The following is a 20,976-nucleotide window of genomic DNA, read 5'->3' as shown; positions in this document are numbered from 1 at the left end:
TTTGCTTATGCAAAAAAACGTACTCATTTTAGACTTCGGCTCGCAGTACACGCAACTTATTGCAAGGCGTGTGAGGGAACTCAATATTTACTGCGAAATTTATCCTTACAACAAAATTCCAGACGATATTTCAAGTTTTAAAGCGGTAATCCTTTCGGGGAGCCCGTTTTCAGTTCGGGGAGAAGATGCCCCACACCCTGATTTATCTAAAATTCGTGGGAAACTGCCAATTCTGGCCGTTTGTTATGGAGCGCAGTATTTCGCCCATTTCCACGGTGGAAAAGTAGAAGCTTCGGAAACCCGGGAATATGGAAGAGCAAACCTTTCGGTAATTAAAGATGCCGAACCGCTTTTTGAGGGAATTATGGAAAATTCCCAGGTTTGGATGAGTCATAGCGATACCATAAAAGAATTGCCAACCAACAGTGTAAGAATTGCCAGTACCACCGATGTTTTGAACGCGGCTTACAGGATTGAAGGGGAGCAGACTTTCGGGATCCAGTTTCATCCTGAAGTGTATCATTCAACCGACGGGAAGCAGGTTTTAGAAAACTTTCTGGTAAAAATTGCTGGAGTTGCGCAAACCTGGACTCCGGGTAAATTTGTTGATCTCACGGTTTCAGAATTAAAAGAAAAAATAGGAGACGATAAAGTAGTCTTAGGTTTAAGCGGGGGCGTAGATTCTAGCGTAGCCGCGGTTTTATTGCATAAAGCCATCGGGAAAAACCTTTATTGCATCTTTGTAAATAATGGTTTGTTGCGTAAGGGTGAATTTGAAAGCGTTTTAGACCAATATAAAGATATGGGCTTAAATGTGAAGGGAGTTGATGCTTCGGCACGATTTCTGGATGCTCTTACTGGAATAAGTGATCCTGAAGATAAAAGGAAAGCGATTGGAAATGCTTTTATTGAAGTTTTTGATGATGAAGCACACCAAATTACCGATGTTACTTATTTAGCACAGGGAACTATTTATCCCGATGTAATTGAGTCGGTTTCGGTAAATGGCGGGCCATCTGCAACGATAAAATCACACCATAATGTTGGTGGTTTACCAGATTTTATGAAATTGAAAATTGTTGAGCCTTTAAAAATGCTCTTCAAGGATGAAGTGCGAAGAGTGGGTGCAGAAATGGGAATTGATAAAGAATTGTTAGGAAGGCACCCATTTCCCGGACCCGGACTTGCAATTAGAATTCTGGGAGATATTACTGCTGAAAAAGTGCGTATTTTGCAGGAAGTAGATCATATATTTATCCAGGGACTTAGAGACTGGATGTTATATGATAAAGTATGGCAGGCCGGCGCTATTTTGCTTCCGGTTAGTTCTGTAGGAGTTATGGGAGATGAGCGTACTTACGAAAAAGTAGTGGCGTTAAGAGCCGTAGAATCTACCGATGGAATGACTGCTGACTGGGTAAATTTACCTTATGAGTTTCTGCAAAAAACCTCGAATACTATAATAAATCGGGTGAAAGGCGTTAATAGAGTAGTGTATGATATAAGCTCAAAACCACCGGCTACGATAGAATGGGAATAAGTTTTGAGCCAAATTCAAGAACCTCGAGGCAAGCCACGGGAAATTAAACCCTCATGGAGGGATTAAACCAATAAATATGAAATACCTTTTAATAGTTTGTTTTTTATTTCAGCTGTCCAGTCTTTCTGCGTCAGCCCAGGAATTTAAATACCATACGGTAGAAGCCGGGGAAACTGTTTACAGCATCGCTAAATCTTATAATGTTTCAGAAGAAGCGATTTATAAATACAACCCCGATGCTAAAGCCAATAGTTTAGAGGTATCGTCAAAATTAGTAATCCCATTAAGCGAAAAGGAAAAAGTTTCAGCTGAAAATGAAGATGTTCAGTTTATTACGCATACCGTAAAGCGCAAAGAAACATTATACCGACTTTCTAAAGATTATAATGTTGAAATTGATGAGATTAAAAGGTTTAATAAGCATCTTTATTCCGAAGAATTACGACGGGGAGAAGAGATTCTTATTCCGCAGCGAAAAGAAGGTGCCACTAATACTGAAATAGCTTCTTCTGAAAATCTGGAGATCCCGGCAACCGATAAACCCCAAACTTCTGAGACCCGCGAGCACGTGGTTTTACCTAAAGAAACCAAATATGGGATTGCCCGTAAATATGGTCTTACTGTGAAGGAACTTGAAGAATTAAATCCTAAAGTTGAAGTTTTACAACCGGGCGTTATGATACGTGTGGGTACCGATGTTTTGGACGAACCGGTAATCTTAACCGATGAGGTTTTTGAATTTTATGAAGTAAAAGCTAAAGAAACCTTATTCGGATTATCTCGCAAGTTCGATGTTCCGCAGGATTCACTTATTTCTTTAAATCCTGCTTTAGAAGATGGTCTAAAAACAGGAATGGTTTTGAAAGTTCCCAATACGGGAGAGGGAGAAGGTAATCTGGAAGCAGGAGAAACCGAAGAACTTAAAAGCGATGCAGAAGATGATTCTAATATAAGTTTAGACCTTAGTGAAAAATTAGACAATTTTAATACAAAAGAACTCGTAGTATTATTGCCTTATAGTCTAAATAAAATAGATAGCGATTCTACTTCAAGTTATAAAGATGCAATTCTGGATGATCGCGTACTTCGTATTTCTCTGGATTTTTACAGTGGTGTACTAATGGCGGTTGAAAAAGCAAAAGAATTGGGGATTTCTACCCGTTTAAGAACTTATGATACCCGCCGTAATGTTCAGGATGTTACAAATTTGATTAACTCCAATGATTTTACGAATGTAGATGCTGTAATTGGACCATTATTGCAGAATACCATTGAAGCCACCGCCTCAAAATTAACACAGTATAATGTTCCGGTAATAAGTCCGTTGTCAAATCGTGAAATGCGATCTTATCAAAATCTTTTTCAGTCGCGTCCTACTGATGAAATTCTGAAAAATGCAATGTTCAATTATCTGGAGAAAAACGCTGGTGGCAAAAATGTTATTATTATTGCTGACGGGGCTAAAAACCAGGTGAAGAATGAACTGACTCAAATTTTACCAAATTCAAGGGTAATTCTTCCTTCAGATAATTATTTAAGTGCAGAAAAGATTGAAGCGCAGCTTTCAGGAACTCAGGAAAACTGGGTGATTCTTGAGTCTTCTAATGTTGGCTTATTAAGTAGTGCAACTTCAGCATTGAACCGTTTAGCAAGAAATCACGAAATTAAATTATTTACTACCGAGAGAAATAGTGGTTATGAAGACGATAACGTAGATAACGAACATTTAGGGAGACTTAATTTTCATTATCCTTCAGTAGATAAGGAATATGACACCGCTTCTTCTGAAGAGTTTATAGAAGCTTACAAGGAAGAATTTGATATGATTCCTAATCAATATGTAATTAGGGGTTACGATCTTACTTTAGATGTGCTGTTAAGATTAGCTTCTGCTGAAAATCTTTATAATTCTTTTGAAAAGCATACCGGTTTTACTGAATATCACGAGAATAAATTTCATTATACGCCAAAACGCAATGGAGGTTTTTATAATGATGCGGTGTATATTATGAGTTTAGATGAAGAACTTAATTTAAAAGTAGTCAATGACCAGCAAAGTAATTTATACCGGGAGTTTAAGGACTGAAGCCGAACACCTTAAAAGTGGAGCTAAGATAATTACCGACGCGCCAACCGATAATCACGGAAAAGGCGAGGCTTTTTCCCCAACAGATACTGTAGCCACCGCTTTAGCAAGCTGTATGCTCACCGTTATGGGCATTAAAGCCGATGATTTGAAAGTGAATTTAAAAGGAACCACTGCTGAAATCACTAAAACCATGGCCGCTGAACCCAGGCGAATTTCTAAGGTTGAAATAGTGATTACTTTCCCCGAAACTTACACGCCAAAATCACAAAAAATTCTGGAACATACGGCAAAAAACTGCCCCGTGCTGGAGAGTCTGCATCCCAATATGGAGAAGATAATTAGCTTTAATTATTTATGAAATGAGCATATCGCGGATAAGATACAAGCACCAATGAAGGTATGCGAATTACATATGACAATTAAAAAACAATAAATTTCTACATATGAAAATTTCGTTTTTCCTGCTAATATTTGTTTTTAGCGTTCAGGGTTTGGCGCAGGAAGATGAAAAATTAAGCTGGGCTGAAGACAGAATTTTAAGCTGGGAGGATTTTAAAGCAAGTCCTAAAAAGCATCTTCCTTATAAAGCGAATACCAATTCGGGAATATCCTTCTCCTGGAATTCCAGGGAAAGCAGCAACGGCTTAGAGTTGAATTACGAAGTTGGGAGTAACTTTTATCCCAATAGGTCCTGGGTAAAGGAAATTCAGGAAGTCGATTATTTACTGGCGCACGAACAACTGCATTTTGATATCACCGAATTGCACGCCCGGAAACTTAGAAAAGCGCTGGAAAACTTCGAGCCTGGCACAAAGATGAAAAAAGAACTGGATGCTATTTATTCTGAAATTGAGAAACAGCGCCGCCAGATGCAAGCACAATTTGATAAGGAGACGAGTCACAGTATGGACAAAGAAGCCGAGTTTAAGTGGCGATTTTTAGTAAAAGAAGAGCTGGATAAGCTAAGCGAATATTCCAGCTAAAAAGCTGAAACTTCTTTCTTCGCAGTTTCAAATTCCTCCATCATTTCTTTTACAATCTCTGCAGCGGGTTTTATTTCATGAATTAATCCTGAAATTTGGCCAATTTCAAGTTCTCCTTCTTCCAGATCGCCTTCAAACATTCCTTTTTTAGCTCGTGCACGGCCCAAAAGTTCAATAAGCTGTTCTTTTGAAGGATTTTCAGCATACAATTTCTGAACGTCTTCAAAGAATTTATTTTTCAGAAGTCTAACAGGAGCGAGCTCTTTAAGGGTGAGTTTAGTATCACCTTCCTGGGCTTTTACCACCATCTCTTTAAAATTCTTATGCGAAGAAGCTTCAGGAGTAGCTACAAATCGGCTACCAACCTGTACGGCATCGGCGCCAAGAACCATTGCGGCTAGCATTCCGCGGCCTGTGGCAATTCCGCCTGCAGCAATTAAGGGAATATCGATTTTTTCCCTCACCATTGGGATTAAAGTGAAGGTGGTAGTTTCATCCCGGCCGTTATGGCCACCTGCTTCAAAGCCTTCAGCTACAACAGCGTCTACACCGGCTTCCTGAGATTTCAAAGCGAATTTCACTCCGCTAACTACGTGTACCACTTTAATACCGTGCTTTTGTAAATGTTTAGTCCAGGTTTTAGGATTTCCGGCAGAAGTAAAAACAATGTCCACTTTTTCCTGGATAATAATCTCCATAATCTTATCGATATCAGGGTAGAGGAGTGGCACGTTTACCGCAAAGGGCTTATCGGTAGCTTTTTTACATTTTTCAATATGTTCCTTAAGAATTTCTGGATACATAGATCCTGCACCAATAATCCCGAGTCCGCCGGCATTACTAACGGCACTGGCAAGTTTCCAGCCGCTTGCCCAAACCATTCCGGCCTGGATAATTGGATATTGAATATTAAAAAGCTGCGTGATTTTATTGTTGGGCATTTGCTTAAATTTTCTTTATACTCCTACATAGTTATACTCTAAAATTGGGACGTCACCCTGTCCCGACGCTTCGGAATGATTCAGAGCCTGCCCCGAAATTTATTCAGGGGTCTGTTGAGTGGATAGTACTATTAGTGTTAGATGCTGAAACCAGTTCAGCATGACGTTACTTTTATTATTTATGAGTGAAAACAGATATACATTAATTTTTCTCCGAATTTAAGAAATAACCCCTGAACCTAATAATTCTTCGCCCTCATACCAGGCTACAAACTGGCCTTCAGCTATGGAAGCCTGTGCTTCTTCAAAGACCACATACATTCCATTTTCGGTTTGGTGTAGAGTTGCATCCTGAAGTGTTTGACGGTAACGGATTCTGGCTTTTACTTTCAATGTTTCATCGGCACTTATCGCCAGGTCTTTTCTAACCCAGTGCACTTCGTCTTTTTCGATAAAAAGGGCTTTTCTGTAAATTCCGGGATGGTTTTTTCCCTGGCCGGTATAGATTACATTTTCATTCACATCGGTATCTATCACAAAAAGTGGTTCTGGGGTTCCACCAACGGCAAGGCCTTTACGCTGACCTATAGTAAAATAGTGCGCGCCCTGGTGTTTTCCCACTACTTTTCCATCTTCGGTGGCATATTCGAATTTTCTGGAAAGAAATTCAAGTTCTTCTTTTTTGTTGCTGAATTCGGGAGTTTCAGTATTATAAATATTTTTTTCGGCTTCAATTTCTATGATTTTCCCTTCTTTAGACTTTAATTTCTGCTGAAGGAAATCTGGTAAACGCACTTTTCCGATGAAGCATAAACCCTGCGAATCTTTTTTATCTGCAGTAACCAGTTTTTGTTCTGCAGCGATTTTTCTCACTTCAGATTTTTGTAATTCTCCAATAGGAAAAAGCGTTTTAGAAAGTTGTTCCTGCGTGAGTTGGCAAAGGAAATACGACTGATCTTTATTATTATCTTTCCCGGAAAGTAATTGATAAATAGTTTTACCATCTTTTTCAATTTCTCCTTTTCGGCAATAGTGACCGGTAGCCACATAATCAGCGCCCAGGGAAAGAGCGATTTTCATAAAAACATCAAATTTTATTTCACGGTTGCACAAAACATCAGGATTTGGCGTACGGCCGCGTTCGTATTCGTTGAACATATAATCAACGATACGTTCTTTGTATTGTTCGCTAAGATCTACGGTTTGAAAAGGAATACCCAGTTTATCGGCTACCATCATTGCATCGTTGCTATCGTCCAGCCACGGGCATTCGTCTGAAATAGTTACAGAATCGTCGTGCCAGTTTTTCATAAAGAGCCCGATTACCTCATAACCCTGCTGTTGCAAAATATATGCTGAAACGCTGGAATCTACTCCGCCTGATAAACCTACGACTACTTTCTTTTTCATAAAACTAAAATTGAAATCCTTTCCGTATAAAGTCGGAAAAGAGTTTGCGAAATTACGAAAATTTAAGAGAAAGCTGTAATGAGAAAGGAGTGGGGGGAAATAAAAATGGGCGGCACAAGCCACCCATTAAATAAAAATAATTATTAATTATTTTTCGAAGGTTAGGCTCACCCCAGGCAATGAGGGCACTGAAAATATAAAGCGACTATTTCCTGAAAATTCAACATCTCCCGTTTGTCTTCCAAGGAATGGTAAATCGAAGGTATACTGGCCGTTACTATTTCTTTCCCACTCAGCGGTGCTAGTTTCTGCCATACATTCTCCTTCAACCTCCTCATGAACTTTAGAATTAGCAGTATTGTCGGCATTGAAGGTAATATTGGAATTAAGATTACATTGATTTAATTCATCATCAGAAAAGTCATTTTCCAATTCAACTACATACCAGGTGCCAAGAATAGGATCATCACCATTCGCATTAGCATCATCATCTTCACTGCAAGATGCCAGGAAGGCAATACTAAACAGCATTAAAAAAAGTTTCTTCATAACGTAGGTTTTAATTTTTTGTAAATATATTCAATTTTATACAAGTCATAGGTTTAAGCGTAGATAGCCCCTAAATATTGTGTTAGAATAAGCGAAAGAAAAAATATTTTGTTTAAATTAAAGTATGATTAATTAAACATTTAACTATTGTTCTAAATTAATTAACAAACAATAAACAAAATATAATGAATGTCTCGTGTACTTTTACAGTATAACAAAAAATTAGAACTATGAAAACTATTAAATTTACAAAACTTGCTGTACTGGCATTTTTGGCTTTTGGTCTCTTCTCCTGCAGTGACGATGATGATGGAGGGGATGTGATTACGCCAACAAATACCATTGCAGATTTTGTGGCCGAAAATGATGATTATTCTTCCTTAGCCGCTGCATTAGAGGTAACTGGGTTGGATGTTACGTTAGACGGCTCTGCCAATTACACGGTTTTTGCACCAAACAATGCCGCATTTAATTCCTTTTTATCTACTAACGGATTCAGTAGTCTGGAGGAGGTTCCTGTAGATATTTTAACCGAAATCTTATTAAACCACGTTCAGGAAGGGGAAATTACTTCTGGCGCTCTGTCTACCGGCTATATTGAAAGTATGGCGACAGGAATGGCTTCAGATTCACCTTTAAGCCTTTACATTAATACTGCTGACGGGGTGAGGATTAACGGAGTTTCTTCTGTTACTACTGCTGATGTTCAAGTAGACAACGGAGTGATTCACGCTGTAGATGCAGTTATTGGATTACCTGATGTAACTACTTTTGCTACTGCCGATCCTAATTTTGATATTCTTGTACAGGCATTAACCAGGGAAGAATCTTTTAATTTTGTAGAAACATTAATGGCAACAGAAGATCCTGCACCATTTACCGTTTTTGCACCTACAAATGATGCTTTCGTTGCATTGTTAAATGAGCTTGGAGCTGGTTCACTTGCAGATATCCCAACTGCAACTTTAGAAGCTGTTTTAGGATACCACGTTGTTGCTGGAGCTAATGTAAGATCTGGAGATCTATCTGATGATATGATGGTAGAAACTTTACAGGGTGGTGAATTTACCGTAAACCTTGGAGATAATGTAGTAATTACCGATGAAAGAGGTAGAACTTCTATAGTTATCGCAGCCGATGTTCAAGCCACCAATGGTGTAATTCATGCGCTTGATACTGTTCTGCTTCCTGCTGAATAATTTTTGATTGATTAAATAAAAGTAAAAGCCCCGGAAAATAATTTTTCCGGGGCTTTTTTATTGTTTACTTAAAGTTTTAAATGTCATCCCGAATTTATTTCAGAGTCTGCTCCGAAATTTATTCGGAGATCTAAGATATTGTCAATAAAAACAAGTTAGAAGCTGAAACAAGTTCAGCTTGACGAAAGAAAATTTATTCTTCAGCTTTATCTACTACCAATCTTTCATCGCGATTAGCGATTTCCCAGGCAGTTAAGAATACCAATTGTGCTCTTTTCTTAAGAGCTTCATATTCAATTTTCTCTGCTGTATCAGTCGGTTTGTGATAATCTGGGTGAACTCCGTTAAAGTAAAAAATTACCGGGATATTGTTTTTCGCGAAGTTGTAATGGTCACTTCGGTAATAAAAACGGTTAGGATCATTTTCATCGTTGTAGGTATAATCCAGGTCCATATTCATATATTCTGAATTCACATTTTCACTAAGTTCGTGAAGATCGGTACTTAATTTGTCGCTACCAATAAGGTAAATATAGTTATCATTTCCTTCGTGTTCTTTATCTATACGGCCAATCATATCCATATTAAGGTTAGCAACGGTATTAGCTAAAGGAAATACGGGGTTTTCAACATAATATTTAGAACCTAAAAGTCCTTTTTCTTCACCGGTTAAATGGATAAAAAGAATTGATCTTTTAGGAGTATAGCCATCTTTTTGAGCTTCTTTAAAAGCTTCAGCAACTTCCAGGATGCCCATTGGGCCTGAACCACCGTCATCGGCTCCATTAAAAATGTTTCCTTCATCATCAACACCTACGTGATCGTAATGAGAGGTGATTACCAAAATTTCTTCAGGTTTTTCGCTTCCTTTTATATAACCCAATACATTTTCTGAAGCCTTAAGTTTCCCGTTGAAAAATTCAGTAGGGATTTCCTGGTAATAATTTGAATATCCTTCAGGAGCCTCAATACCCATTTCCTTATATTCATTTACAATAAATTCAGCTGCTTTTTTCTGTCCAGGTTCACCGGTGTTTCGTCCTTCGTATTCGTCACTGGCAAAAGTGGTAAGATTATTCCTTAATTCAGATGCAGTAATGGTTTCAGCATACTCCATCGGATTAGCGTTTTCAACATTTTTTTGAGTGCCACAACTTACAACTCCTGCAGTGATGGCTACTAAAAGCATTTTTTTCATAGTTTATTTAATTTTTTTATTTGATACTTCGCATTATATCTTCGAAGTTCTTATTAAAGTCGCAGCAAGATAGTAGTTTCGGTTTAAATTTCAGAGAAGTCTGTAAAACTTTCTTTATTTACCGCTAATTGAGATTTAAATGCTCCGTCCCGAAGCATCGGGATGTCTCGAATCAAAATGTTTTTCTTATAAAATGCCTAGTGGGCTTGCCCGGAGGCATTTTACTGCTTTAGGTTGCTTTCTATAGCTTTTTTGGTAAGTGGCACCATCACTTTATAGCCTGCGAGGTTTGGGTGCACCCCATCTTCAGAATATTGCTTTGGCAATCCTTCTTTTTCATCTTTTAAGGCGTTGAAAAGATCGAGATAGGTGTGCGAATGATTTTCGGTATATTTTTTTATCCAGGAATTTATCTCGGCTATTTTTTCAACAGGTTCTAAGCCGGGTCGCCAGGGATAATCATAAACAGGTAGGATGGAGGCCAGGATTACCTTTATATTGTTTGCATGGGCAAGTTGAGCCATAGCTTGAATGTTATCGGTAATCATTTCTACGGAAGAAAATCCGGTATTTCCGGCAATATCGTTGGTACCTGCAAGAATTACCACTGCTTTTGGTTTTAAGTCTATAACATCTGGCATAAACCGAATAAGCATTTGCGGTGTGGTTTGCCCGCTAATTCCCCGCCCAGCGTAGTTATTGTTTTTGAAGAATTGCGGTTGTGAATTTACCCAGCCTTCGGTAATTGAATTTCCCATAAAAACCACATCGGGATAATTTTGGGATTCAAGTATTTTTTCGTTTTCTGCTTTATAATTTTTGAGATTGGCCCAATCCTGTTCCATAAGTTCACGAGTTTCTGTTTTTTGTGCAAAGATTAGGATGCTAAAAAGCATTAACACAGAAATTGAAATTACTTTTTTCATAATTTTAAAATTTAGATAGCGATACTAGAAACCAACAGATATCTTAGTTCGTAATAAAGTATTTGGTTGAGGTTGATTACCGAAAATGGTACTTGCACCAACATCAATGTTAACATTATTAAAATTCCCCCTTAATCCGGCTCCAACTTCGCTTTGAGGAAAAATAAACTCCATATGAGGGTTATTGAGTCGCTCTTCATTATTTAATGATGGGGTTAAATATCTGCCAAACAGATAAAAGCTAAACCTGTTATTTAAATTGTACTCAAAATTGGCACTAAAGCTACCATGAAACCCGGGGGCCATATCATTAAAAATAGTATTTTGCTCTAAGATACCCGCACCTAGAGCTATGTGAAATTTATCGGTTTCGTAATTAAAGGTTTGATTAAATAGTTTGTAATAACCCACCCCATCAAATGCATTTTGAGTTTTATACCTGGAAGTGTAAAAGTTGGTTGTATTTTGTTCTGTTGTGTTTAATGATTCGGCTTTTTCCTGGGCCTCTATTGTCGAAAAAGAGAAAAATAAAATAATATAATAAAGAAGATGAATAGATGACAGCGGCTTTTTCATAGAGGTATTTAATATTAAATAAAGGAGAAAGCCTGGTAAAATTAAGACTTATTTCTTCAAAAATTGTTTTAACTGCTAACAGATAGGAAGGTAGAAATTAATTCAGGAAATTAGAACTAAAGAAATATTAAATATGCTAAATACTGATAATTAGAGGATTCAGTAAAACCATAAAAAAACTTATTGAAAAGCTTGTGTGTATTTGTAAAAGCTTGTTATATTTGCATCCGCTAAGCAGAAATGTGAGGCACTTTATTGGAGGAATGGCAGAGTGGTCGATTGCGGCAGTCTTGAAAACTGTTGACTGTTACAGGTCCGGGGGTTCGAATCCCTCTTCCTCCGCAAATTAGAGGGTGTAATCTCAAGTCTGTCTAGACTTTGAAAATTAAATTAAAATTTTTAGACTAGATTATGACACAAGAAGAGATTAAGGAATTAAAGGAAAAAGCATTAAAACAATTTTTATCAGGAGAATCCCTAACCGGCAAAAACGGCGCTTTTGCTCCAATGCTTAGGGAGTTTATGGAAGAGGCCCTGGAAGCAGAAATGTCTTCGCACCTTTCCGATGAAGAAAAAGGCTCAAAAGCAGGTAATAAGCGTAATGGCAAAGGCAAAAAGACCCTAAAGAGCAGCCAAGGGGACGTCACCATTAACACGCCCCAGGATCGTAACAGTACCTTTGAGCCGGAGATCGTAGCGAAACGCCAGCGTATCCTGGCCGATAATTTAGAAAAGCAGATTATAGGCATGTACGGGATGGGCAATAGCCTGCGGGATATCTCAGCTCATATAGAGGAAATGTATGATTCCAAGATATCCACACACGTTCTAAGTGATATTACGGACCGGGTGATTCCCAAGGTTAAGGAATGGCAGGATCGCCCCTTGGAGCCGGTATATTGCATCCTATGGCTCGACGCGATGCACTTCAAGGTACGCGAAGAAGGCAAAGTAAAGCACAAGGCCTTGTATAATATTTTAGGAATAAATAAAGCTGGAAGAAAGGAAGTGCTGGGTATGTATATCTCGGAAAGTGAAGGGGCCAATTTTTGGCTTCAGGTGCTGACCCAATTAAACAACCGTGGCTTAAAAGATATTCTGATTGCCTGTACGGATAATCTTACGGGCTTTAGTGAAGCCATTCATTCTGTTTATCCCAAGACTGATATTCAGCTATGTATTGTCCACCAGATCCGCAATAGTATGAAGTATGTGGCCAGTAAGGATCAAAAAGATTTTATGAAAGACCTTAAACTGGTGTACAAGGCTGACACCAAAGACCAGGCTGAATCGGCTTTACTGGATCTGGAAGAAAAATGGGGCAAAAGATATCCCATAGTGATCCGTTCCTGGAATGATAACTGGGACCGATTGAGTGCTTATTTTGAATATACCGCACCCATTAGAAAACTCATATACACCACAAATGCCGTAGAGGCTTTTCACCGGCAGGTAAGAAAAGTAACCAAGACCAAAGGCGCTTTTACCAATGATATGGCACTATTGAAGCTGGTTTACCTAGCTACCAGAAGAATTGAAAAGAAATGGAACGCCCCACTGCAGAACTGGGGTTTGGTAGTTCAACAATTAGCTATTAAATTTGAAGGTCGGCTAGAGTTGGACTTAGCCACCAATGAAACGAAAAACTAAAATTTTCTTCTCCCGGGGGTACCCCCGGGAGAAGAAGCAGACAGAGTTGAGCTAACACTCCCGCAAATTACATTACAAATCGAATCAAAAAGTCCTAACTTACTATTTTAGGACTTTTTTTGTCTATAACTTTCCTATATTATTTAAAAAATCTTTCAATTCGTTTACATCAACTCATCAAAATTTGGTGTAAGCATTTGAAAGTATATTTTACGGATATAATATCAGGTTTGTCTCCATTTTATTACTTTACCGGTAATAAGAGATTTCCTTAATAATAGTTTAACTTCTCTCCTCAAGGTTTATGAAAAATTTAAAAATACTTTTTTCCCATAGTTAAACGCTCCATTTATTTTTAAGGATTAACACTATAAAAATAAATTTTAAAATTAACTAATGATTTTTCAAACTTCTGCCTTACAAAACAATGAGCCTGAATATGTAATTAAGAAAATGTTTTTAATCATTTTCTGTAGTATTTTTTTATTATCCACAGATAATACTTACAGTCAGTTTTTTGAAAAGGAAGATTCATTTATAGAGAAATCAGGAGATGCTTCGGTTATTTTACTTCCGGTTTCAGCCTTTGCTACTTCGCTAATTTTAAAAGACAAAACCGGGTCCTGGCAGTTTACAAAAGGTTTTCTGCTTAATTTGGCAGTAACCGGTGCTGGTAAATATTTAATCAATAAAGAAAGACCGCTTCAAGGTGGCGGTTATGCTTTTCCTTCGGGACATACTTCGGTAGCATTTCAGGGTGCTTCATTTTTTCATCGTAGATACGGTTTTAAATATAGTATACCTGCCTATATTCTTGCTGGTTTTACTGGCTATAGTAGATTAAATGCTAAACGGCACGATGGCTGGGATGTGCTGGCAGGAGCAGCCATAGGAATAGGAAGTACTTTCTTTTTTACCACTCCTTATGAGAATAAACAAATGGAAGTAACATTTTCCAGTGGCGATAATGCTTACCTGGTAGGATTTCGATACACGTTTTAAACTGGGTTTATTGAATTATTATTAGTATCATTTTTGTTGCGATTTATTGAAGCTAGAAACCCTTGTAATTACCAGTTTTTTATTCTTGAAGGGACTTACTTTTCTTATAAACTTGTTGAACGCAGTTAATACAACGTATTCCTCCACACATTATCGCTTCCTACCTGGCAATTAAACCCCAGTCTTTAAGTAGAATTCGTAAGAATCTTTACTAAAATCCGGCTTAGTTAACTTAGGTGAATCATTTTAATAAGATTGTTGTGCATCTTTGTATAACAATTATTGAGTAAATTAAATTTAGAATTAGGCAGAAGCCAGTTTATAAAACGGGCTTCCTAAAATTTCAATAAAGTTTGTATTTAATATTATAAAATAGAACTATGAGAGTTAAAATATGGTCAGATGTAAGATGTCCGTTTTGTTATATAGGAAAGAAAAAATTTGAAGCTGCCCTGGCAAAATTTCCGCAGGAAGATCAAGTGGAAATAGAATGGAAAAGTTATCAACTAGATCCAAATTTAAAGACTGATCCTAATCTTAGTACCCTGGAGTATTTCGTGAAAGCAAAAGGTGTAAGCGAAGCTCAGGCAAGAGAAATGTTTAGCGGGGCAACCAATATGGCTGCCGAAGTTGGACTTAAGTTTAACCTGGAAACTTCAGTGACCGCAAACTCTTTTATGGCACACAGGCTTATTCAATTGGCTAAATCAAAAGGTCTGGGAAATGAAATTGAAGAAGCACTGTTTAAAGCACATTTTGAAGAAGCAAAGAATATAGATGATTCTGAGGTTTTACAGAAAATCGGTACCTTGATAGGGATAAAAACCGAAGAAGTGAAAAATACGCTGCAGTCTGATGCTTTTGCTTACGAAGTGAAACAGGATGAAATGGAAGCGCGAAATATTGGAGTTAGAGGTGTGCCATTTTTTGTGATAGATGATAAATATGCTATTTCAGGAGCGCAGCCTGCAGAAGCCTTTTTGCAAACCCTGGAAAAGGCGTGGAAAGAATTTAAACCGAAGAAAAGTCAGTTGGAGGTTTCTGACGGAGATTCCTGTGCTACTGATGGGAATTGTGATTAACGGATAAAACTTTATTAATCTAAACTAAATATTATGAAACAAGTATTTTCTTTTTTGTTTGTTGCTTTTCTAAGTACAAGCATTTTCGCACAAACCACCTGGAAAGCCGATCCTGCTCATACCCAGGTTTCTTTTGACATTGTACATCTTGGAATTGCTGAGATAGAAGGCCAATTTGGAGAATTTGAAGGCAGTATTATAGCATCTGAAGACGATTTTAGTGACGCCCAGTACGAAATGGAAATAGATGTAGCTTCTATTAATACCGGAGTAGACCGGAGGGATGGCCACCTTAAAAGTGCCGATTTCTTTGATGTTGAAAACCATCCAAAAATGAGTTTTAAAAGTACTTCTTCTGAAAAAAATGGAGATAATAAATATAAAATTTCTGGAGATCTTACTTTGCACGGAATTACAAAACCGGTCACTTTAGAAGTTTGGCATCGTGGAACGGTAGAAAACCCACAAAGTAAAGATTTGACTTCCGGATTTGCAATTACGGGAACCATAAAACGATCTGATTTTAACTTAGGTGCCAGTTTCCCTGAACCAATGCTTAGTGATGAGGTGAACATTGAAGTGGACGGAGAATTCATTAAACAGTAAAATAAAGGAAGAGGCTAATAGGAAATTTTCTGCTTAAAAATCTATAAGTCTCTTCATTTTAAAATTCAAAAATATCAGGACGTTCAGATTTAATAAATTCAAACCCACCGTGGCAGGATTTTTAACAATGACTTCAACGATAAGTTTTAATTAAATTAATAAAAAACAGACTGTTGTATGGAATTCTGAATAACAAGTTTTCAAATTATTATGGAAATAAAACTAAAACGAGATTCTGAATTTCTAGATTTCCGAAAACGTTTGAATAATATAATATAACCTGATACCCGTCATTTTTTAAAGCTGGTATAGCATATAATTTTGTGTCTATAAAAGCAGTAATGATGATGACCACTATACCACTTACCGACCTTGAAATTGCCCAAAAGATCGAGTTAAAACCTATTACTGAAATTGCCCAAAAATTAGGACTAGATTCTGAAGAAATTGAAATGTACGGAAAGTACAAAGCCAAGCTTCCGCTAAACAGAATTGATAAAGAAAAGGGAAAGAATGCCAACCTGATCCTGGTTTCGGCTATTTCCCCAACGCCGGCCGGAGAAGGGAAGACAACCGTTTCTATTGGCCTTTCAGAAGCCTTAAACCGACTCGGAAAGAAAACTACGGTAGTTTTGCGGGAACCCTCTTTAGGTCCTGTATTTGGACTAAAAGGAGGTGCTACGGGAGGAGGGTTTTCTCAAGTGCTTCCTATGGAAGATATCAATCTTCATTTTACAGGAGATTTTTCAGCAATTGAAAAAGCCCACAATTTGCTTGCTGCCCTGACAGATAACAATATTCAGTCAAAAATAAATAACCTGGGTCTTGACCCTCGCACTATTTCTCTTAAAAGAGTGATGGATGTAAACGACCGTTCCCTGCGAAATATCGTAATAGGTCTTGGGGGAACCGGTGCGGGAATTCCGCGGGAAAGTGGTTTTGATATTACCGCGGCTTCAGAAATTATGGCTATTATGTGCCTTGCCGAAAACCTGGACGACCTAAAAGGACGTTTAGGGAATATTTTTATTGGTTATACCTTCGGGAAAAAGCCAATTTTTGCCCGCGATCTTAATGCCGAAGGCGCTATGGCCACTTTACTTAAGGATGCGCTCAAGCCAAACCTTGTACAAACTATAGAAGGAAATCCTGCAATTATTCATTTAGGCCCATTTGCAAATATTGCCCAGGGAACAAATTCAGTAATCGCTACTCGAATGGGAATGAGCCTTTCAGATTATACCGTGACCGAAGCGGGTTTTGGTTTTGATCTTGGTGCAGAAAAATTCCTCGATATCAAATGCCAGAGTGCAGGGCTTAGCCCTAAGGTAGTGGTAATGACTACCACTATTAGAGCCCTAAAGTATCACGGGGGAGCAGACTTGAAAACGCTTACAATTCCTAATGTAGATGCTTTAATTAAAGGGCTTCCCAACCTTGAAAAACATCTTGAAAACGCAAAATTATATAATATTACCCCGGTTATTGCCATCAATAAATTTTACAGCGATAGCGATGAGGAGATACAGGTTATATTTGATCTTGCGAGAAAATTAAATGTAAAAATAGCCCTTTCTGATGGTTGGGCTAAAGGAGGAGAAGGAGCTCTTGATCTTGCTGCAAAAGTAATTGAAGCTATTGAAGAGAATAAGTCTGATTTTAAACCACTTTACCGGTGGGAGCAGGATGTGGTTACTAAAATTGAAACTATTGCAAAAAAGATATATGGTGCCGAAAGGGTAGAATTTTCTCCTAAAGCCAGGAAAAACCTTAAAACCATTATGGACCTGGGCCTGGAAGAGTTGCCGGTTTGTATTGCCAAGACTCAAAAATCCCTGTCAGATAACCCATTACTTTTAGGGAAACCTACAGGCTTCACGCTAAACGTTAGGGAAATTGAAATAGCTGCGGGTGCGGGATTTCTTATTCCCATAACCGGAGATATAATGCGAATGCCCGGATTACCGGCGCATCCTGCTTCAGAAAATATAACAGTAGATTTGGAAGGAAATATTTCGGGGCTGGTTTAATAGCAATATCTATTTTTTTCAAATACAAAAGAACCTTCCGGCTACTGCTCCAAGGTTCTTGTTTTTCGGAAATATGATTAAGAAGTTTTTGTAAATAGTTCTCCGGCTTTCAGCCTTCGGTTATAATCCTTTAGATCTTTTCTAACTTCTCCAGACATAATGTACAAACCTATAATATTAGGGAAAGACATCGTTAAAATCATCATATCTGAGAAATCAAGAACAGCTCCCAGCCCTACCGAAGCTCCAATAACCACAAAAATTAGGAACATAGATTTAAAAGCCAATTCGCTCCTATTAGTTTTTCCAAATATATACGTCCAGGCTCGCAACCCATAATATGACCAGGAAATCATGGTAGAAAACGCGAAGAGAAAAACAACAATACTCAGCACGTAAGGAAACCACGGCATTACGGTGGCAAAAGCGCCAGAAGTAAGTTGTACACCGCCTACACCTTCTACCTCGTGCATGCCGGTAAAAATAAGAACAAGCGCTGTTAAAGTACAGATGATAACAGTATCAATAAATGGTTCAATTAAAGCTACATAACCCTCTGAAGCAGGATGACGGGTTTTTCCGGCACTGTGTGCAATCGCCGCCGAACCTACTCCAGATTCACTGGAGAAAGCAGCTCTTTGAAAACCTACAATAAGTACGCCTATCACTCCGCCTTTTAAGGCCGTTGCATTAAAAGCACCATTATAAATTGCCGAAAATGCCGAACCAATATTTTCGAAATTAACGCCAATAACCACAAGAGCAGAAACTACATAAATAAGGGCCATTAAGGGTACAATTCTCCCCGTTACTTTACCTATGCTCTCAATGCCTCCAAGAATTACTAATCCAACCAATCCTGCCAGGGCCAGACCAAAATAAAAACCATTTCCCTCCATAAATTCAAACTGACTTGCAAGAATTTCGAAAGATTGATTGGCCTGGAACATATTGCCGCCACCCAGGGTTGCTCCAATACAAAGAACAGCAAATAAAACGGCCAGAACTTTTCCGAAGCCTTTCATATTTCTTCGCTCTAAACCGTGCTGTAAATAATTCATAGGGCCACCAAAGATCTTACCTTCTTTATTGATTACCCTGTATTTAATTCCCAACGTACATTCTACAAATTTTGAAGCCATACCCAGGAGTCCGGCAATAATCATCCAAAAAGTTGCTCCCGCCCCTCCTAAAGATATAGCGATGGCTACGCCGGCAATATTTCCCAGCCCTACTGTAGCAGAAACTGCGGTAGCCATGGTTTGAAAATGAGTAATCTTTCCGGGCGCGGTAGGATCATCATACTTCCCTCTAGCTAAATCAATAGAATGTTTTACACCTTTAAAATTGATAAAACCCATTTTTACCGTAAAAAATGCCGCGCCAAATATTAACCAAATAACAATAAGTGGAATATTATGTGTTTGAGGATCTCCATTGGGATGCGTAACGGGTAGGGGAGTGGGGTATTTAATTTCGGCAAGATTATGAGCGCCGGTCTTAATAAGATGATCGCTATTGTTGGAATCGTAAATTACTTCTCCAGCATTAGTGAGATGTTTTAGGCTTCCGCTAGTGTTAGCATAAATATTTATAGCTCCTTTGCTTTCTGAATTTACTATCGCAATAAGATCTCCTTCTTTTACATTTTCGCCTTCATTAACTTTCCATTCCTTTAGCATGTAACGGTCTTCCAAAGCAGGGCTCCAACCCGGGATAGGTACTTTAGCTGTTTCGGCATAAACCACAGGATCATATATTCCAATTGCGCTAAACGGGTCCCAGAACAAGAAATTCCCCAGGCTTTCTACCAGGGGTACAGCGGCACCATTAAAATGTTCGGTAATTGCTTTAGGCTTTATTTTAATTTCACGGGTAAGGCTGATGCCTCTGCTATCTGTAATTTTTACGCTATAAGGAATCCCTTCTGTAAGACCGTGAGCCGATTTTGATGCTAAACCCGTTTTTTGATCGGACCATTTATAGGTATATGGCGGTTCACCCCCAGAGACCTCTAAATCGATAAATCCGTCATTAATTAAATTAGATATATTTCCGGCTTTGGCATCTACCTTAAGTTCCTGGGCATTTAAAATTGCAATAGGAAGTAAAAGGATTAAAAGAAAATACTTTTTCATAGTTTAATTTCTAAATTTGAAATTCCACACGAAACAAAACAGCATTTCTTCCCTAAAAGATCATCGGGTTAGCTTTTACGTATTTCAATTTAAATCTCTGATTGAAAAATGAAGCAATAAAAAAAAGGAAAAATCATTCAATTGTGAAGAAACTCTTGGGTCACCTTATTTTCATCAGGAAGATAAAATAGAAAAATAAGAAAAGCATAAGTTCCCGTGACCGCCGAGAAGAAAAATAAAACGGTTTTTAACCCTGTTTTATTTTTAGATGAAATTTGAAAAATTAGCTGTAAATATAAGGTATAATCCTTAGTTAGAAAAATTAAAAAACAAACATTTAGACGTTAGCGGAGGAATGTTACTACCTAAATATTTTAGAAGCGTGTAATTTTTTCCTATTTTTAATTTCTTAAATCTGCCTTGATATGAAGAATATTTTAGTAGCCGTAGATCATAAAAATGATGCCGAAATACTTATTTCACACGCGGTAAATATTGCCAAGTTAACTAGTGCCAAAATCTGGCTTATTCACGTTACTCAAGCCGATCCCGATGATTTTCTCGCCAGGGAAGCCGGACCTCAATATGTTTATGAAAAAAGAGCAGAGGAGCGAAAAGAAGAAAAAGCTACCATTGAAAAATGGGCCGAAAATGTTGCGAAAGAGTATAATGTAGAGGTTGAAGGCCGTATTATTGAAGGTTCGGTAATAAAATCTATAAGAAAGTTAGTAGAGGAGTGTAATATTGATTTGGTAGTTGCCGGGCACAAGAAGAAAAATTTAGTATATGGCCTATTTACATCAAACAAGAAAAAAGATCTTATAGACGATCTTCAAATTCCGTTGCTGGCCGTGCCGCTGGGATAAATAATTCGCACCGGTTCGGCAAGTAATTGCCGTGGGTACTATTTTATTCTGTTAGCTCTTAATTTAAAGTTAAGGGCAAAAGCACTTTGTTTTAAATAAACAACGTGATTTTTGTGTACTCTTTTCCCGGTTCTAAACAAATTTTCAATTAACTGGGAAATTTTTTATAAAATCGATTTTTAATATTTTTT

Annotated in this window: 18 protein-coding genes and 1 tRNA gene; 12 read left to right on the top strand and 7 right to left on the bottom strand. The window is 37.9% G+C overall.

The window, feature by feature from the left end; genetic code table 11:
- The first annotated feature begins 7 nt into the window (after positions 1 to 7).
- The 4 genes from guaA to B5488_RS05970 all read left to right on the top strand — a co-directional run bounded on the left by guaA (position 8) and on the right by B5488_RS05970 (position 4,612).
- Positions 8 to 1,540, top strand: a complete 1,533-nt coding sequence (gene guaA, locus B5488_RS05985) for a glutamine-hydrolyzing GMP synthase (protein WP_079734431.1) — start codon at positions 8 to 10, stop codon at positions 1,538 to 1,540.
- Between the two features lie 76 nt (positions 1,541 to 1,616).
- Positions 1,617 to 3,626 carry an amino acid ABC transporter substrate-binding protein gene (locus B5488_RS05980; RefSeq protein WP_079734430.1) on the top strand — a complete coding sequence of 670 codons (2,010 nt, stop codon included), beginning with the start codon at positions 1,617 to 1,619 and terminating at the stop codon, positions 3,624 to 3,626.
- Complete coding sequence (locus B5488_RS05975; RefSeq protein ID WP_079734429.1) at positions 3,586 to 3,987, top strand: OsmC family protein; 402 nt, start codon at positions 3,586 to 3,588, stop codon at positions 3,985 to 3,987. Before B5488_RS05980 ends, B5488_RS05975 begins: the two co-directional genes overlap by 41 nt.
- 85 nt (positions 3,988 to 4,072) lie before the next feature.
- The gene (locus B5488_RS05970; protein ID WP_079734428.1) at positions 4,073 to 4,612 is read left to right on the top strand and encodes a DUF922 domain-containing protein; all 540 of its coding nucleotides are present in this window, start codon (positions 4,073 to 4,075) and stop codon (positions 4,610 to 4,612) included.
- On the opposite strand, the gene B5488_RS05965 is transcribed toward B5488_RS05970, so the two are convergent.
- The 3 genes from B5488_RS05965 to B5488_RS05955 form a co-directional block, all read right to left on the bottom strand.
- A complete protein-coding gene (locus B5488_RS05965; RefSeq protein WP_079734427.1) occupies positions 4,609 to 5,553 on the bottom strand; it encodes an NAD(P)H-dependent flavin oxidoreductase in 945 nt (314 codons plus the stop codon). The genes B5488_RS05970 and B5488_RS05965 overlap by 4 nt on opposite strands.
- 219 nt (positions 5,554 to 5,772) lie before the next feature.
- Positions 5,773 to 6,963: a tRNA 2-thiouridine(34) synthase MnmA gene (gene mnmA / locus B5488_RS05960; RefSeq protein WP_079734426.1), complete on the bottom strand. Its 1,191-nt coding sequence runs from the start codon at positions 6,961 to 6,963 to the stop codon at positions 5,773 to 5,775.
- Positions 6,964 to 7,110: 147 nt separating this feature from the next.
- Positions 7,111 to 7,512, bottom strand: coding sequence for a lipocalin-like domain-containing protein (locus B5488_RS05955; RefSeq protein ID WP_079734425.1), 402 nt, complete (start codon positions 7,510 to 7,512; stop codon positions 7,111 to 7,113).
- 230 nt (positions 7,513 to 7,742) lie between these two features.
- Between B5488_RS05955 and B5488_RS05950 the strand changes: the two genes are divergently transcribed.
- Positions 7,743 to 8,711, top strand: a complete 969-nt coding sequence (locus B5488_RS05950) for a fasciclin domain-containing protein (protein WP_079734424.1) — start codon at positions 7,743 to 7,745, stop codon at positions 8,709 to 8,711.
- A gap of 193 nt (positions 8,712 to 8,904) precedes the next feature.
- Here the strand turns inward: B5488_RS05950 and B5488_RS05945 are convergent, their stop codons facing one another.
- The 3 genes from B5488_RS05945 to B5488_RS05935 form a co-directional block, all read right to left on the bottom strand.
- Positions 8,905 to 9,909 carry a M28 family metallopeptidase gene (locus B5488_RS05945; RefSeq protein WP_079734423.1) on the bottom strand — a complete coding sequence of 335 codons (1,005 nt, stop codon included), beginning with the start codon at positions 9,907 to 9,909 and terminating at the stop codon, positions 8,905 to 8,907.
- Positions 9,910 to 10,130: 221 nt separating this feature from the next.
- Complete coding sequence (locus tag B5488_RS05940; RefSeq protein ID WP_079734422.1) at positions 10,131 to 10,835, bottom strand: SGNH/GDSL hydrolase family protein; 705 nt, start codon at positions 10,833 to 10,835, stop codon at positions 10,131 to 10,133.
- Positions 10,836 to 10,859: 24 nt separating this feature from the next.
- Entirely contained in the window at positions 10,860 to 11,411 is a 552-nt protein-coding gene (locus tag B5488_RS05935; protein ID WP_079734421.1) for a hypothetical protein, read from the bottom strand.
- Between the two features lie 257 nt (positions 11,412 to 11,668).
- On the opposite strand from B5488_RS05935, the gene B5488_RS05930 reads away from it, so the two are divergent.
- The 6 genes from B5488_RS05930 (at position 11,669) to B5488_RS05905 (ending at position 17,781) form a co-directional block, all read left to right on the top strand.
- A tRNA-Ser gene (locus tag B5488_RS05930) sits at positions 11,669 to 11,753 on the top strand.
- Positions 11,754 to 11,822: 69 nt separating this feature from the next.
- Complete coding sequence (locus tag B5488_RS05925; RefSeq protein ID WP_079733433.1) at positions 11,823 to 13,061, top strand: IS256 family transposase; 1,239 nt, start codon at positions 11,823 to 11,825, stop codon at positions 13,059 to 13,061.
- 396 nt (positions 13,062 to 13,457) lie between these two features.
- Positions 13,458 to 14,063, top strand: a complete 606-nt coding sequence (locus B5488_RS05920) for a phosphatase PAP2 family protein (protein ID WP_231919808.1) — start codon at positions 13,458 to 13,460, stop codon at positions 14,061 to 14,063.
- 380 nt (positions 14,064 to 14,443) lie between these two features.
- Complete coding sequence (locus B5488_RS05915; protein ID WP_079734420.1) at positions 14,444 to 15,145, top strand: DsbA family oxidoreductase; 702 nt, start codon at positions 14,444 to 14,446, stop codon at positions 15,143 to 15,145.
- Positions 15,146 to 15,178: 33 nt separating this feature from the next.
- A complete protein-coding gene (locus B5488_RS05910; RefSeq protein WP_079734419.1) occupies positions 15,179 to 15,751 on the top strand; it encodes a YceI family protein in 573 nt (190 codons plus the stop codon).
- Positions 15,752 to 16,098: 347 nt separating this feature from the next.
- Complete coding sequence (locus B5488_RS05905; RefSeq protein ID WP_079734418.1) at positions 16,099 to 17,781, top strand: formate--tetrahydrofolate ligase; 1,683 nt, start codon at positions 16,099 to 16,101, stop codon at positions 17,779 to 17,781.
- A 77-nt stretch (positions 17,782 to 17,858) separates the two neighbouring features.
- Here B5488_RS05905 and B5488_RS05900 read toward each other — a convergent pair whose 3' ends face one another.
- Entirely contained in the window at positions 17,859 to 19,919 is a 2,061-nt protein-coding gene (locus tag B5488_RS05900; protein ID WP_079734417.1) for an amino acid carrier protein, read from the bottom strand.
- A gap of 425 nt (positions 19,920 to 20,344) precedes the next feature.
- Between B5488_RS05900 and B5488_RS05895 the strand changes: the two genes are divergently transcribed.
- Positions 20,345 to 20,785 carry a universal stress protein gene (locus B5488_RS05895; protein WP_079734416.1) on the top strand — a complete coding sequence of 147 codons (441 nt, stop codon included), beginning with the start codon at positions 20,345 to 20,347 and terminating at the stop codon, positions 20,783 to 20,785.
- Positions 20,786 to 20,976 lie beyond the last annotated feature (191 nt).

Source organism: Salegentibacter salegens, from assembly GCF_900142975.1.
Classification (GTDB): Bacteria; Bacteroidota; Bacteroidia; order Flavobacteriales; family Flavobacteriaceae; genus Salegentibacter; species Salegentibacter salegens.
Note: the sequence above shows the minus strand (reverse complement) of the source record. Positions and strands in the feature narration are given on the sequence as shown.